Source organism: Pseudomonas mosselii (genome assembly GCF_003205295.1).
Lineage (GTDB): Bacteria > Pseudomonadota > Gammaproteobacteria > Pseudomonadales > Pseudomonadaceae > Aquipseudomonas > Aquipseudomonas mosselii_B.
In genome coordinates, this window is the sequence record NZ_QJRP01000004.1 from 288183 (window position 1) to 306448 (window position 18266).

Sequence of the window (18266 nt, forward strand, 5' to 3'; positions counted from 1 at the left end):
AAATCACAGCCGAAGCCGTGCCTGCCCTGGAAAATGGCAAACCCTGATCCTGTATGTAGGAAGCTTCCGAATAGGCAGTGCGATTAATACAAAAGAAAGGGCTTAGCTGGCCAAATATCAATGTGACATTACCTTGGCGATTGTTTAGGATGGCAGCCAGAAGGTCAATAGTTTGGCATAAACTTAATAGCCAGAAATTATAGACGTAAAATTGACGCAAATCAGCGTCAAAAACATTATTTGAAACATTCCATCAGTCGCCGCCCTCGAACGCCGGCCAGGCATGGAAGCCAACTGAACAGGTAGCCCGGAGAGTCCAATGAGCACTGTTGTCGCCATCGTCAAAAGCATTGTTGGCCAAGTCATCGCAGTTTCCCCAGAAGGCATCCGGCGCGTACTGATCGAAGGCGATCGCCTGCTGGCAGGTGAACAGGTAGACACCGGCGCGGGCGGCGCGGTCACCCTGGAGCTGGCCGACGGCCGCGTGCTCGACCTGGGCCGCGACACCCAGTGGAGCGCCGATGCGCCCGACAGCAGCACCGACCTGAGCCAGGCCACCGCCCAGGCAGCGCCCTCGGTCGAAGAGCTGCAACAGGCCATCGCTGCCGGTGTCGACCCAACCACCGAACTCGAAGCCACCGCGGCCGGCCCGGCTGCCGCAGGCGGCGGCTCGGTCGGCGGCGGACACAGCTTCGTCCTGCTTGAGGAAACCGCGGGGGTGGTCGACCCGAGCATCGGCTTCCCCACCGGGCCGATAGGCTTCGCCAACGGCCTGGCGGCCGAGGAGCTGGGCGGACTGGACGGCAACGCTGCCAGCACCAACACGACCAACGTCCCGCTCACCACCGGCCTGACCCTGAGCGCCACCCCCACGATCACCGAGGCGGGTGGCGTCATCGTCTATACCGCCACCGTCGGCCAGCCTCCGCTGACCAACCTGACCGTGACCTTGTCCAACGGCGCCGTCATCGTGATCCCGGCCGGCCAGACCTCCGGCACCGTCAACGTCGACATCCCGGCCAACGACACGCCCTACATCGATGGCGGCCAGATCTCCGCGACCATTACCGGCACAACCGGCGGTAACGGCCTGATCGTCACGCCGAGCACCACCCCGGCGGTGACCCAGGTCACCGACACCATCGACACCACCACTGCCACGCTCACCGCCACCCCGAGCGTGACCGAAGGTGGCGTGATCACCTACACCGTGACCTTGACCAACCCGGCACAGACTCCGGTCACCGTCACTCTGTCCAACGGCCAGACCGTCACCATCGAGGCCGGCAAGTCGTCCGGCAGCGTCGACTTCCAGACCCCGGCCAACGACGTCTACAACAACGGCAGCACCGTCAGCACCACGATCACGGGGGCAACGGGCGGCAACTTCGAGAAACTGGAGCCGAACCCGGCACCCGCTGAAACGAAGATCAACGACTCGGTCGACACCACCACCGCCACCTTGACCGCCACCCCGAGCGTGACCGAAGGCGGTGTGATCACCTACACCGTGACCCTGACCAACCCGGCCCAGACCCCGGTCACCATCACTCTGTCCAACGGCCAGACCGTCACCATCGAGGCCGGCAAGTCGTCCGGCAGCGTCGACTTCCAGACCCCGGCCAATGACGTCTACAACAACGGCAGCACCGTCAGCACCACGATCACGGGGGCAGCGGGCGGCAACTTCGAGAAACTGGAGCCGAACCCGACGCCAGCCGAGACGCTGATCAACGATTCGGTCGACACCACCACCGCCACCCTGACCGCGACCCCGAGCGTCACCGAAGGCGGTGTGATCACCTACACCGTGACCCTGACCAACCCGGCCCAGACCCCGGTCACCGTCACCCTGTCCAATGGCCAGACCGTCACCATCGAGGCCGGCAAGTCGTCCGGCAGTGTCGACTTCCAGACCCCGGCCAATGACGTCTATAACAATGGCAGCACCGTCAGCACCACGATCACGGGGGCAACGGGCGGCAACTTCGAGAAACTGGAGCCGAACCCGGCACCCGCTGAAACGAAGATCAACGACTCGATCGACACCACCACCGCCACCCTGACCGCGACCCCAAGCGTCACCGAAGGCGGCGTGATCACCTATACCGTGACCCTGACCAACCCGGCCCAGACTCCGGTCACCGTTACCCTGTCCAACGGCCAGACCATCACCGTCAAGGCTGGCGAAAGCACCGGCAGCGTCGACTTCCAGACCCCGGCCAACGACGTATTCGTCAACGGCAGCACGGTCAGCACCAGCATCACCGGTGCCACTGGCGGCAACTTCGAGAAGCTGGAGCCCGACACCACGCCGACCCAGACCGTGATCAGCGACAGCATCGACACGGTGACCGTCAGCATCGCCAGCAATGGCAACGTGACCGAGGCCGAGCAACCGACCTTCACCGTGTCGGTCAGCCAGAAACTCGACCATGACCTGACTGTGACCCTGTCCAATGGCGCCACCGTGGTCATCACCGCCGGCCAGACCCAGGCCACCTACAGCCTACCGGCCCAGGGCGACGACGTGTTCAAGGACGCCAGCTCGGTGACACTCGGCGTGACCGATGCCAGCGTGGCGGGCAAGACCTTCGAAAACCTGCAGCTGGGTGGCGATGCCACGGTGCAGATCAGTGACACCACCAGCGAGGTGGTCGCGACCCTGACTGCCGACAAGACCACCGTGTCTGAAGGCGGCCAGATCACCTACACCGTGACTTTGACCAATGCCCAAGGGCTGCCGGTCAGCGGCCACAATGGCCTGACCTTCACCCTGACCGATGGCACCAAAGTCACCATCCCGGCCGGCAGTACCAGTGGCACCTTCACCATCACCGCTGCGGACGATGTATTCGTCGGTGGCCAGCCGAGCATCGTCAACAAGATCGAGTCGGTTGCCGGTGGCGACAACTTCGAGAAGCTGACGCTGGGTGACAACACCGTCACCACGACCGTGACCGATGAGCCAGGCACCGGCACGCCGGGCACCGATAACCAAGGCGACAAGGTCACCGTCACCATCGTCGGCAAAGGCGATGTCACCGAAGACCAGCAACCCGCCTTCACCGTCAAGGTCAGCCAGAAGCTCGACCATGATCTGACTGTAACCCTGTCAAACGGCGACAAAGTCGTTATTCCGGCCGGTCAGACCGAGGCCGAGTACAAAGCCAAGGCCCAAGGTGATGACGTCTTCAAAGACGGTGACACCCTGACCGTCGGCATCACCGATGCCGCTGTCGATGGCAAGGCCTTCGAGAATCTGGAGCTGGGTGGCAACGCCTCGGTGCAGATCACCGACACGGTCAGTGAAGTTGTGGCCACCCTGTCCGCTGACAAGACCACCGTAGCCGAAGGCGGCCAGATCACTTACACCGTGACCCTGACCAACGCCCAAGGTCTGCCGGTCAATGGCCACAACGGCCTGACCTTCACCCTCACCGACGGCACCAAGGTCACCATTCCGGCCGGTAGCGCCAGCGGTACCTTCACCATCACCGCTGCGGACGACGTGTTCGTGGGTGGTCAGCCGAACATCGTCAACAAGATCGAGTCGGTTGCCGGTGGCGATAACTTCGAGAAGCTGACCCTCGGCGATAACACGATCACCACGACCGTAACCGACGAGCCAGGTACCGGTACGCCGGGCACCGATAACCAGGGCGACAAGGTCACCGTCACCATCGTCGGCAAAGGCGATGTCACCGAAGACCAGCAGCCAGCCTTCACCGTCAAGGTCAGCCAGAAACTTGACCACGACCTTACTGTCACCCTGTCCAACGGCGACAAGGTGGTGATCCCAGCCGGCCAGACCGAAACCGAATACAAAGCCAAGGCCCAGGGTGATGACGTCTTCAAGGATGGCGACACCCTGACCGTCGGCATCACCGATGCCGCTGTCGATGGCAAGGCCTTCGAAAATCTGGAACTGGGCGGCAACGCCTCGGTGCAGATCACCGACACCATCAGCGAAGTCGTCGCGACCCTCACCGCCGACAAGACCACCGTCACCGAAGGCGGCCAGATCACCTACACCGTGACCCTGACCAACGCCCAGGGTCTGTCGGTCACCGGCCATAACGGCCTGACCTTCACCCTGACCGATGGCACCAAGGTCACTATCCCGGCCGGCAGCGCCAGCGGCACTTTCACCATCACCGCTGCGGACGATGTGTTCGTGGGTGGCCAGCCGAGCATCGTCAACAAGATCGAATCGGTTGCCGGTGGCGATAACTTCGAGAAACTGACCCTCGGCGACAACACGGTCACCACGACCGTGACCGATGAGCCGGGCACTGGCACTCCAGGCACCGATAACCAGGGTGACAAGGTCACCGTGACCATCGTCGGCAAAGGCGATGTCACCGAAGATCAGCAACCCGCCTTCACCGTCAAGGTCAGCCAGAAGCTCGACCATGATCTGACTGTAACCCTGTCAAACGGCGACAAAGTCGTCATTCCAGCCGGCCAGACCGAAGCCGAGTACAAGGCGAAAGCCCAAGGTGATGACGTCTTCAAGGACGGCGACACCTTGACCGTCGGCATCACCGATGCCGCCGTTGATGGCAAGGCCTTTGAAAATCTGGAACTGGGTGGCAACGCCTCCGTCCAGATCACCGACACCGTCAGTGAAGTGGTCGCGACCCTTACTGCGGACAAGACCACTGTGTCCGAAGGCGGCCAGATCACCTACACCGTGACCCTGACCAACGCCCAAGGACTGCCGGTCAACGGCCACAATGGCCTGACCTTCACCCTGACCGATGGCACCAAGGTCACCATCCCAGCCGGCAGCGCCAGTGGCACGTTCACCATCACCGCACCGGATGATGTGTTCGTCGGCGGCCAGCCTTCGATCGTCAACAAGATCGAAGGCGTCAGCGGCGCGGACAACTTCGAGAAACTGACCCTCGGCGACAACACGATTACCACGACCGTGACCGACGAGCCGGGCACTGGCACGCCAGGCACCGATAACCAGGGCGATAAGGTCACCGTCACCATCGTCGGCAAGGGCGATGTCACCGAAGACCAGCAGCCTGCCTTCACCGTCAAGGTCAGCCAGAAGCTCGACCACGACCTGACCGTGACTCTGTCGAATGGCGACAAGGTCGTGATCCCGGCCGGCCAGACCGAAACCGAATACAAGGCCAAGGCCCAGGGCGATGACGTCTTCAAGGACGGCGACACCCTGACCGTCGGCATCAGCGATGCCGCCGTTGATGGCAAGGCTTTCGAAAATCTGGAACTGGGCGGCAACGCCTCGGTGCAGATCACCGACACCGTCAGCGAAGTCGTCGCGACCCTGACCGCCGACAAGACCACTGTGTCTGAAGGTGGCCAGATCACCTACACCGTGACACTGACCAACGCCCAGGGCCTGTCGGTCACCGGCCACAATGGCCTGACCTTCACCCTGACCGATGGCACCAAAGTCACCATCCCGGCCGGTAGCGCCAGCGGTACCTTCACTATCACCGCTCCCGACGACGTATTCGTCGGTGGCCAGCCTTCGATCGTCAATAAGATCGAGTCGGTTGCCGGTAGCGATAACTTCGAGAAGCTGACCCTCGGCGACAACACCGTCACCACAACCGTGACTGACGAGCCGGGCACCGGTACTCCGGGCACCGATAACCAGGGCGACAAGGTCACTGTCACCATCGTCGGCAAAGGCGATGTCACCGAGGACCAGCAGCCTGCCTTCACCGTCAAGGTCAGCCAGAAGCTCGACCATGACCTGACTGTCACGCTGTCCAATGGCGACAAGGTGGTGATCCCAGCTGGCCAGACCGAAGCCGAGTACAAGGCGAAAGCCCAAGGCGATGACGTCTTCAAGGACGGCGACACCCTGACCGTCGGCATCACCGATGCTGCCGTTGATGGCAAGGCCTTCGAGAATCTGGAGCTGGGCGGCAACGCCTCCGTTCAGATCACCGACACCATCAGCGAGGTCGTTGCGACCCTGACTGCCGACAAGACCACTGTGTCCGAAGGCGGCCAGATCACCTACACCGTGACCCTGACCAACGCCCAGGGTCTGCCGGTCAACGGCCATAACGGCCTGACCTTCACCCTGACCGATGGCACCAAGGTCACCATCCCGGCAGGCAGTGCCAACGGCACCTTCACCATCACTGCACCCGACGACGTGTTTGTCGGCGGCCAGCCGAGCATCGTCAACAAGATCGAGTCGGTTGCCGGTGGCGATAACTTCGAGAAGCTGACTCTGGGTGACAACAGCGTCACCACGACCGTGACCGACGAGCCAGGCACTGGCACGCCAGGCACCGATAACCAGGGTGACAAGGTCACCGTGACCATCGTCGGCAAAGGCGATGTCACCGAAGAGCAGCAGCCAGCCTTCACCGTCAAGGTCAGCCAGAAGCTCGACCACGACCTGACCGTTACCCTGTCCAACGGCGACAAGGTGGTCATTCCTGCCGGTCAGACCGAAACCGAGTACAAGGCGAAAGCCCAGGGCGACGACGTCTTCAAGGACGGCGATACCCTGACCGTCGGCATCACCGATGCCGCCGTAGATGGCAAGGCCTTTGAAAATCTGGAACTGGGCGGTAACGCTTCCGTCCAGATCACCGACACCGTCAGTGAAGTGGTCGCGACCCTGACTGCGGACAAGACCACCGTCACCGAAGGTGGCCAGATCACCTACACCGTGACCTTGACCAATGCCCAAGGGCTGCCGGTCAACGGCCACAATGGCCTGACCTTCACCTTGACCGACGGCACCAAGGTCACCATCCCAGCCGGCAGCGCCAGCGGCACCTTCACCATTACCGTTCCCGACGACGTATTCGTCGGCGGCCAGCCTTCTATCGTCAACAAGATCGAAGGCGTCAGCGGCGCAGACAACTTCGAGAAGCTGACCCTCGGCGACAACAGCGTCACCACGAGCGTGACCGATGAACCGGGTACCGGCACTCCAGGCACCGACAACCAGGGCGACAAGGTCACCGTCACCATCGTCGGCAAAGGCGATGTCACCGAAGACCAGCAGCCTGCCTTCACCGTCAAGGTCAGCCAGAAACTGGACCACGACCTGACTGTCACCCTGTCCAACGGCGACAAGGTGGTGATCCCAGCCGGCCAGACCGAAACCGAATACAAAGCCAAGGCCCAGGGTGATGACGTCTTCAAGGATGGCGACACCCTGACCGTCGGCATCACCGATGCCGCCGTTGATGGCAAGGCTTTTGAAAATCTGGAACTGGGCGGTAACGCTTCCGTCCAGATCACCGACACCGTAAGTGAAGTGGTTGCGACCCTCACCGCCGACAAGACCACCGTCACCGAAGGCGGCCAGATCACCTACACCGTGACCCTGACCAACGCTCAGGGTCTGTCGGTCACCGGCCATAACGGCCTGACCTTCACCTTGACCGATGGCACCAAGGTCACCGTTCCGGCCGGCAGCGCCAGTGGTACCTTCACCATCACCGCCCCGAGCGACGTATTCGTCGGCGGCCAGCCCTCGATCGTGAACAAACTCGAAGGTGTCAGCGGCGCGGACAACTTCGAGAAGCTGACGCTCGGCAAGGAAACACTCACCACCACCGTCACTGATGATCCGGATACCGGCAACAAGGTGTCCGTCACCATCGTCAGCAACGGCGATGTCACCGAAGACCTGCAGCCGTCCTTTACCGTCAAGGTCAACCAGAAGCTGGACCAGGACCTGACCGTCACCCTGAGCAACGGCGCCAAGGTGGTGATTCCGGCTGGCCAGACCCAGGTCGAGTACAAGGCGGATGCCCAGGGCGATGACGTCTTCAAGGATGGCAGCTCGCTGACCGTCGGCATCACTGATGCAGTCGTTGATGGCAAGACCTTCGAGAACCTCGAGCTGGGTGGCAACGCCACCGTGCAGATCACCGACACCGTCAGCGAAGTCGTCGCGACCCTGACCGCCGACAAGACCACTGTGTCTGAAGGTGGCCAGATCACCTACACCGTGACCCTGACCAACGCCCAGGGTCTGCCGGTCAACGGCCACAACGGCCTGACCTTCACCCTGACCGATGGCACCAAGGTCACCATCCCGGCCGGCAGCACCAGCGGTACCTTCACCATCACCGCACCGGATGACGTGTTCGTCGGCGGCCAGCCTTCGATCGTCAACAAGATCGAATCGGTTGTCGGTGGCGACAACTTCGAGAAATTGACTCTGGGTGACAACACCGTCACCACAAGCGTGACTGACGAGCCAGGTACCGGCACGCCAGGCACTGACAACCAAGGCGACAAGGTCACCGTCACCATCGTCGGCAAAGGCGATGTCACCGAAGACCAGCAACCCGCCTTCACCGTCAAGGTCAGCCAGAAGCTGGACCACGACCTGACCGTGACCCTGTCGAATGGCGACAAGGTGGTCATCCCGGCCGGTCAGACCGAAGCCGAGTACAAGGCCAAGGCCCAGGGTGACGACGTCTTCAAAGATGGCGACACCCTGACCGTCGGCATCACCGACGCCGCCGTTGATGGCAAGGCTTTCGAGAATCTGGAGCTGGGCGGCAATGCCTCGGTGCAGATCACCGACACCATCAGCGAAGTGGTCGCGACCCTGACCGCCGACAAGACCACCGTCACCGAAGGCGGCCAGATCACCTACACCGTGACCTTGACCAATGCCCAAGGGCTGCCGGTCAACGGCCACAACGGCCTGACCTTCACCCTGACCGATGGCACCAAAGTCACCATCCCGGCCGGTAGCGCCAGCGGTACCTTCACCATCACCGCCCCTGACGATGTGTTCGTCGGCGGCCAGCCTTCGATCGTCAACAAGATCGAAAGCGTCAGCGGCGCAGACAACTTCGAGAAGCTGACCCTGGGCGACAACACGGTCACCACGACCGTGACCGACGAGCCAGGCACTGGCACGCCAGGTACCGACAACCAGGGCGACAAGGTCACTGTCACCATCGTCGGCAAAGGCGATGTCACCGAGGACCAGCAGCCTGCCTTCACCGTCAAGGTCAGCCAGAAGCTCGACCATGACCTGACTGTCACGCTGTCCAATGGCGACAAGGTGGTGATCCCAGCTGGCCAGACCGAAGCCGAGTACAAGGCGAAAGCCCAAGGTGATGACGTCTTCAAGGACGGCGACACCCTGACCGTCGGCATCACCGATGCCGCCGTTGATGGCAAGGCCTTCGAAAATCTGGAACTGGGCGGCAACGCCTCGGTGCAGATCACCGACACCGTCAGCGAAGTCGTCGCGACCCTCACCGCCGACAAGACCACTGTGTCCGAAGGCGGCCAGATCACCTACACCGTCACCCTGACCAACGCCCAGGGTCTGCCGGTCAACGGCCACAACGGCCTGACCTTCACCCTCACCGACGGCACCAAAGTCACCATTCCAGCCGGCAGCGCCAGCGGGACCTTCACCATTAACGCACCGGATGATGTGTTCGTTGGTGGTCAACCGACGATCACCAACAAGCTGGAAGGTGTCACTGGCGCCGACAACTTCGAAAAACTGACCTTGGGTCAGGATGAAGTGAAAACCTCCGTCACTGACGAGCCGGGCACTGGCACGCCAGGCACCGACAACCAGGGCGATAAGGTCACAGTCACCATCGTCGGCAAGGGCGATGTCACCGAAGACCAGCAGCCGGCCTTCACCGTCAAGGTCAGCCAGAAACTGGACCACGACCTGACCGTGACCCTGTCCAATGGCGACAAGGTTGTCATCCCTGCGGGCCAGACCGAAACCGAGTACAAAGCGAAAGCCCAGGGCGATGACGTCTTCAAGGACGGTGACACCCTGACCGTCGGTATCACCGATGCCGCCGTTGATGGCAAGGCCTTCGAGAATCTGGAGCTGGGCGGTAACGCTTCCGTCCAGATCACCGACACCGTCAGTGAAGTCGTCGCGACTCTGACCGCCGACAAGACCACCGTGTCCGAAGGCGGCCAGATCACTTACACCGTGACACTGACCAATGCTCAAGGACTGTCGGTCACCGGCCACAATGGCCTGACCTTTACCCTGTCCGACGGCACCAAAGTAACCGTTCCGGCTGGCAGCGCCAGCGGTACCTTCACCATCACAGCTGCGGACGATGTGTTCGTCGGTGGCCAGCCGAGCATCGTCAACAAGATCGAGTCGGTTGTCGGTGGCGACAACTTCGAGAAGCTGACCCTGGGTCAGGACGAAGTGAAAACCTCGGTTACTGACGAGCCGGGCACTGGTACTCCAGGTACCGACAACCAGGGCGACAAGGTCACCGTCACCATCGTTGGCAAAGGTGACGTCACCGAAGACCAGCAGCCAGCCTTCACCGTCAAGGTCAGCCAGAAACTGGACCACGACCTGACTGTTACCCTGTCCAACGGCGACAAGGTGGTCATCCCTGCTGGCCAGACCGAGGCTGAGTACAAGGCCAAGGCCCAGGGCGACGATGTGTTCAAGGACGGCGATACCCTGACCGTCGGTATCACCGATGCCGCCGTTGATGGCAAGGCTTTCGAGAACCTGGAGCTGGGTGGCAACGCCTCGGTTCAGATCACCGACACCGTCAGTGAAGTGGTAGCGACCCTCACCGCCGACAAGACCACCGTCACCGAAGGCGGCCAGGTCACCTACACCGTCACGCTGACCAACGCCCAGGGTCTGCCGGTCAACGGCCACAATGGCCTGACCTTCACCCTGACCGACGGCACCAAGGTCACCATCCCGGCCGGCAGTGCCAGCGGCACCTTCACCATCACCGCACCAGACGACGTATTCGTCGGCGGCCAGCCTTCGATCGTCAACAAGATCGAGGGTGTCAGTGGCGCCGACAACTTCGAGAAGCTCACTCTGGGTGACAACACCGTCACCACGAGTGTGACCGATGAGCCAGGCACTGGCACTCCAGGCACCGACAACCAGGGCGACAAGGTCTCGGTCACCATCGTCGGCAACGGCGATGTCAACGAAGCCCAGCAGCCGTCGTTCACCGTCAAGGTCAGCCAGAAGCTTGACCAGGACCTGACCGTGACCCTGAGCAATGGCGCCAAGGTAGTGATCCCGGCCGGCCAGACCCAGGTTGAGTACAAGGCCGCGGCCCAAGGCGACGACGTGTTCAAGGATGGCAGCTCGCTGACCGTCGGCATCACCGATGCCGCAGTCAACGGCAAGACCTTCGAGAACCTCGAGCTGGGCGGCAACGCCACCGTGCAGATCACCGATACCATCAGTGAAGTGGTCGCCACCCTGTCCGCCGACAAGACCACCGTGTCCGAGGGCGGCCAGATCACCTACACCGTGACCCTGACCAACGCCCAGGGCCTGTCGGTCACCGGCCACAACGGCCTGACCTTTACCCTCAGCGACGGCACCAAGGTCACCATCCCGGCCGGCAGCGCCAGCGGTACCGCCATCATCACGGCGCCTGACGACGTCTTCGTCGGCGGCCAGGCCACCATCAGCAACAAGATCACCGGCGTCACCGGTGCCGACAACTTCGAGAAGCTGACCCTGGGTCAGAACGAAGTGCAGACTTCCGTGACCGACGAGCCGGGCACCGGAACTCCAGGCACCGACAACCAGGGCGACAAGGTGTCCGTCACCATCGTCGGCAACGGCAACGTCACCGAAGACCAGCAGCCGTCGTTCACCGTCAAGGTCAGCCAGAAGCTTGGCTACGACCTGACCGTCACCCTGTCCAACGGCGACAAGGTGGTGATCCCGGCAGGTCATACCCAGACCGAGTACAAGGCCGCCGCACAGGGCGACGACGTGTTCAAGGACGGCAGCTCGCTGACCGTCGGTATCACCGATGCCACGGTTCCGGGCCATACCTTCGAGAACCTTGAGCTGGGTGGCAACGCCACCGTGCAAATCACCGACACCATCAGTGAAGTCGTGGCCACCTTGTCCGCCGACAAGACCACCGTTTCCGAGGGCGGCCAGATCACCTACACCGTGACCCTGACCAACGCCCAGGGCCTGTCGGTCACCGGCCACAACGGCCTGACCTTCACCCTGACCGATGGCACCAAGGTCACCATCCCGGCGGGCAGCGCCACCGGCACCTTCACCATCAATGCGCCAGACGATGTATTCGTCGGTGGTCAGCCGACCATCAGCAACAAGATCACTGGCGTCACCGGTGCCGACAACTTCGAGAAACTGACCCTGGGTCAGAACGAAGTGAAGACTACCGTCACCGACGAACCAGGTTCGGGCACCCCAGGCACCGGCAACCAGGGCGACAAGGTCTCGGTCACCATCGTCGGCAATGGCGATGTCAACGAAGCCCAGCAGCCGTCGTTCACCGTCAAGGTCAGCCAGAAGCTCGACCAGGACCTGACCGTGACCCTGAGCAACGGTGCCAAGGTAATCATTCCGGCTGGCCAGACCCAGGTCGAATACAAGGCCGCCGCCCAAGGCGATGATGTGTTCAAGGACGGCAGCTCGCTGACCGTCGGCATTACCGATGCCGCGGTCACCGGCAAGACCTTCGAGAATCTGGAACTGGGCGGCAACGCCACCGTGCAGATCACCGACACCATCAGTGAAGTCGTGGCCACCTTGTCCGCCGACAAGACCACCGTCACTGAGGGTGGCCAGATCACCTACACCGTGACCCTGACCAACGCCCAGGGCCTGTCGGTCACCGGTCATAACGGCCTGACCTTCACCCTGTCCGACGGCACCAAGGTCACCATCCCGGCCGGCAGCGCCACTGGCACCGCCACCATCACCGCCCCGGACGACGTGTTCGTCGGCGGCCAGGCCACCATCAGCAACAAGATCACCGGCGTCACCGGTGCCGACAACTTCGAGAAACTGACCCTGGGTCAGAACGAAGTGAAGACCTCGGTCACCGACGAACCGGGCTCGGGCACTCCAGGCACCGACAACCAGGGCGACAAGGTCTCGGTCACCATCGTCGGCAACGGCGATGTCAACGAAGCCCAGCAGCCGTCGTTCACCGTCAAGGTCAGCCAGAAGCTCGACCAGGACCTCACCGTCACCCTGAGCAATGGCGCCAAGGTGGTGATCCCGGCCGGCCAGACCCAGGTCGAGTACAAGGCGCCGGTCCAGGGTGATGACGTGTTCAAGGACGGCGGCCCGCTGACCGTCGGCATCACCGATGCCGCAGTCACTGGCAAGACCTTCGAGAACCTCGAGCTCGGCGGTTCGGCCACCGTGCAGATCACCGACACCATCAGCGAAGTGGTCGCGACCCTGTCCGCAGACAAGACCACGGTTGCCGAGGGTGGCCAGTTCACCTACACCGTGACCCTGACCAATGCCCAGGGTCTGCCGGTCAATGGCCACAACGGCCTGACCTTCACCCTGTCCGACGGCACCAAGGTCACCATCCCGGCTGGCAGCGCCACCGGCACCGTGACCATCACCGCCAAGGACGACGTGTTCGTCGGTGGCCAGCCGAGCATCGTCAACAAGATCGAGTCCGTCACCGGTGGCGGCAACTTCGAGAAGCTGACCCTCGGCAGCAATACCCTGACCACCACGGTGACCGACGAACCGGGATCGGGCACTCCAGGCACCGGCAACCAGGGCGACAAGGTCTCCGTCACCATCGTCGGCAACGGCGATGTCAACGAAGCCCAGCAGCCGTCGTTCACCGTCAAGGTCAGCCAGAAGCTCGACCAGGACCTGACCGTCACCCTGAGCAACGGTGCTAAGGTAATCATTCCGGCCGGCCAGACCCAGGTCGAGTACAAGGCCGCAGCCCAAGGCGACGACGTGTTCAAGGACGGCAGCTCGCTGACCGTCGGCGTCACCGACGCCACGGTCACCGGCAAGACCTTCGAGAACCTCGAGCTGGGTGGCAACGCCACCGTGCAGATCACCGACACCATCAGTGAAGTCGTGGCCACCTTGTCCGCCGACAAGACCACCGTTGCCGAGGGCGGCCAGATCACCTACACCGTGACCCTGACCAACGCCCAGGGCCTGTCGGTCACCGGCCACAACGGCCTGACCTTTACCCTGACCGACGGCACCAAGGTCACCATCCCGGCGGGCAGCGCCAGCGGCACCTTTACCATCACCGCTGCGGACGATGTATTCGTCGGCGGTCAGCCGACCATCAGCAACAAGATCACCGGCGTCACCGGCGGCGACAACTTCGAGAAACTGACCCTGGGTCAGAACGAAGTGAAGACTACCGTGACCGACGAGCCAGGTTCGGGCACCCCGGGCACCGGCAACCAGGGCGACAAGGTCTCGGTCACCATCGTCGGCAACGGCAACGTCACCGAAGACCAGCAGCCGTCGTTCACCGTCAAGGTCAGCCAGAAACTGGCGCAGGACCTGACCGTGACCCTGAGCAACGGTGCCAAGGTGATCATCCCGGCCGGCCAGACCCAGGTCGAGTACAAGGCCGCCGCCCAGGGCGACGACGTGTTCAAGGATGGCAGCTCGCTGACCGTCGGCATCACCGATGCCACGGTCACAGGCAAGACCTTCGAGAACCTCGAGCTCGGCGGCAACGCCACCGTGCAGATCACCGACACCATCAGTGAGGTGGTCGCCACCCTGTCCGCCGACAAGACCACCGTCACCGAAGGTGGCCAGGTCACCTACACGGTGACCCTGACCAACGCCCAGGGCCTGTCGGTCACCGGCCACAACGGCCTGACCTTCACCCTGACCGATGGCACCAAGGTCAGCATCCCGGCCGGCAGCGCCAGCGGCACCTTCACCATCACCGCCAAGGACGACCCGTACCTCGGTGGCCAGCCGAACATCGTCAACAAGATCGAATCGGTCGCCGGTGGCGACAACTTCGAGAAGCTGACCCTGGGCAGCAACACCGTCACCACCAGCGTCACCGACGAGCCGAGCGGCCAGGGCGACCTGACCACCGTCGGCATCAGCGGCGACACCTCGGTGACCGAAGGCGATACCGCCCACTACAACCTGACCCTGAGCAACCCGTCGAAGTCCGAGGTGACCATCACCCTGACCTACAGCGGCACCGCGACCGACGGCCAGGACTTCACCGGTGTGGTCACCGTGAAGATCCCGGCGGGCAGCAGCGGCACCACCTTCGATATCAAGACCATCGACGACAAGCTGGTCGAGGGTTCGGAGAACTTCACGGTCAAGATCACCGGCGCCACGGGCGGCGGCTTCGAGAACCTGCAGGTCGACGCCGGCAAGTCCAGCGTCACCACCACCATCATCGACAACGACCACGCGCCGGTGTCGACCGGTGGCGCCGTGACCGGCAGCGAAGACACCGACTACGTGTTCAAGTGGGGCGACTTCAACGTCAGCGACGCCGATGGCAACACCGGCCTGTCGGTGACCATCAGCAAGCTGCCGGACCTGGGCAGCCTGAAGTTCTTCAACGGTACCTCGTGGGTCGATGTCTCGCTGAACCAGAACATCAGCCAGGCCGACATCGCCGCCGGCAAGCTCAAGTTCGTGCCGCTGGCCAACCAGTCGGGCGTCGACGGCTATGGCGGCAGCGGCGTGGGCAACAAGCAGGCCGACTACGCGCAGATCAAGTACAAGCCCAACGACGGCACCAACGCCGGCGGCGAAGTGACCATGAAGGTCGATATCGCGCCAGTGGCCGACAAGCCTGACCTGAACATCGGCAACAACAACGTCAACTCCATTGGCCTGCTCAAGGAAACCTGGAACAGCCTCACGGGCCTCGGCAGCGGCGGCAACGGCATCACCGGCGATGCGCTGAAGAATGTCTTCGCCAACTCCGGCAATGCCAGCAAGAGCGAGACCGTCACCGGTGTCGACACGGTCGCCACCGTGACGCCTGGCACGGGCTCGAAGACCTCCGGCCTGATCTACCTGGAAGCCGGCAAGACCTATTCGTTCAGTGGCACCGCCGACGACAGCCTGCAGATCGTCGTGGGCGGCAAGAACGTCGCCAGCGGGACCTGGGGCAACAGCAGCGGCGCCATCTCCGGCAGCTTCACCCCGACCACCAGCGGCTACTACACCCTGGAGATCTACAACGCCAACCAGTCCGGCCCCGGCAGCCTGGACGTCAACATCAAGGTGGGCAACGGCGCGGTCACCGACCTCAACAGCTCGAACATCCCGATGTACCCGAGCGTCAAGGACCTGACCAACGCCGGCGTGACCGTCGGCGACCTGCACGGCAGCAACAACCAGGGCTACTACGACGGCTACAAGCTCAACGAAGGCGGCGAGAACGGCGCCCCGGTCAAGCTGGTGGGCATCAGCACCAACCTGACCGACACCGACGGCTCCGAGTCCCTGAGCGTCAAGCTCAGCGGCATTCCCGCAGGCTCGGTGCTGGCCGACAATGCCGGCCACACCATCACCGTCGGCAAGGACGCGGTGGACGTCACCGGCTGGAACCTGGGCAGCCTGACCATCAAGCCACCGGCCTACTATGCCGGCCAGTTCGACGTGAAGGTCAGCTCGACCTCCACCGAGAGCGTCGGCGGCAGCACCGCGACCAGCGAAGGCACCATCAAGGTCACGGTCTACCCGCAGTCCTACACCACCAGCAACCTGTCCTCGGACAGCGACAACATCACCGGCACCGACGGCAACGATGTGGTAGTGGCCGACGTCACCGGCCTGCACGTGGTGCCGGGCCAGGACTACAACCTCGCCTTCATCGTCGACACCTCGGGTAGCATGGGCTCGTCCGGCGTGGATGCGGCGAAGAAATCCCTGGAGTCGGTGTTCAAGACCCTGGCCGCCAGCGTCAAGGGCGACCAGTCGGGCACCGTGAACATCCTGCTGGTGGACTTCGCCACCCAGGTCAAGAGCAGCGTTGCGGTAACCCTGAACGATGCCGGCCTGCAGCAGTTGCTCAACGCCCTGAACAACCTGCGGGCAGACGGCGGCACCAACTACGAGGACGCCTTCAAGACCACCGCCAACTGGTTCCAGAACCTCAAGGATGGTGGCAACACCGGCAGCAACCAGACGTTCTTCATCACCGACGGCAAGCCGACCTACTACCAGACCAACGAGAACCCCAACCCGACCCTGGGGACCTCGGGCATCACCCTGGACACCTTCCTGGCCTCGATCAACTACAAGCCGGGCATGGCGTACAACGGCTACATCGACAGCAGCAACACCAACTACGTCAGCATCGACAACGCCGGCAACCTGCAGGTGCAGTACTACCGCAACGGCTGGAAATACGGCGTATCGGGCGAACTGCATGCCGAAGGCAACGGCACCTATGAGCTGTCTTCGCGTGGCGGCCTGGGCTACGACACCAACAGCACCACCACGAGCAACTCGCAGGACAGCTTCAAGCTGCTCTCGGGCCTGTCCCAAGTCGAGGCCATCGGCCTCAACAACGGCGTCAACACCAACGACCTGAAACCATACGACACCGACGGCAAGCCGCAGACCAACATCGACCCGAGCAAGCTGGCCGAGGCCATCCTCGGCCATACCGAAGTCACCCAGCCGGGCAATGACACGGTCAACGGCGGCGACGGCAACGACATCATCTTCGGCGACCTGATGGTCTTCGACGGTGTTGCCGGCACCGGTGTCGAGGCAATCCGCGGCTATGTCGCCGACAAGCTGGGCGTCGACGCGGGCAGCGTGGACGCACGGGCGATGCACAAGTACATCACCGAGAACTACGCCGAGTTCGATGTCTCGCGCAGCAACGACGGCGCCGACACCCTGCTGGGCGGCAACGGCAACGACATCATCTTCGGCCAGGGTGGCAACGACTACATCGACGGCGGCAAGGGCAACGACATCCTGCTCGGTGGCACCGGCAACGACACCCTGCTCGGCGGCGAAGGCAACGACATCCTGTTCGGCGGTGCCGGCAATGACATCCTCATCGGCGGCAAGGGTGACGACATCATGACCGGTGGCAGCGGTGCCGACACCTTCGTGTGGAAGGCCGGCGACCTGGGCAAGGACGTGATCAAGGACTTCAAGGCCAGCGAGGGCGACCGCCTCGACCTGAGCGACCTGCTCCAGGGCGAGAAAGCCAGCACCATCGACAACTTCCTGAAGATCACCACGGTCAATGGCGAGTCGACCCTGCAGGTCAGCACCGAAGGCAAGCTCAACGCCGCCGGTGGCCTGGCCAACGCCGACGTGACCATCAAGCTCGAGGGTGTGAACTGGTCCAACACCACGATCAACTCGTTGATCAGCGGTGCCGACCCGACCATCAAGATCGACAACTCCAACAGCTGATCCCTTACCCCCGACCACGGCCCGCCAGGGCCGGCGTCGGGGGCGCGGGCTTTTCCAGCCATCCCTTCACGCGCATACTCGTGCACCGGGCTTA

General features: G+C 62.8%; 1 protein-coding gene. It reads left to right on the plus strand.

Going from position 1 to position 18266, the window contains the following annotated elements:
• Positions 1 to 319 precede the first annotated feature (319 nt).
• Positions 320 to 18172, plus strand: coding sequence for an immunoglobulin-like domain-containing protein (locus DMX06_RS06195; RefSeq protein WP_110735611.1), 17853 nt, complete (start codon positions 320 to 322; stop codon positions 18170 to 18172).
• Positions 18173 to 18266 lie beyond the last annotated feature (94 nt).

Coding starts and splice junctions, on each gene's coding strand:
- DMX06_RS06195 (WP_110735611.1), top strand. CDS start 320: ATGAGCACTGTTGTCGCCATCGTCAAAAGCATTGTTGGCCAAGTCATC.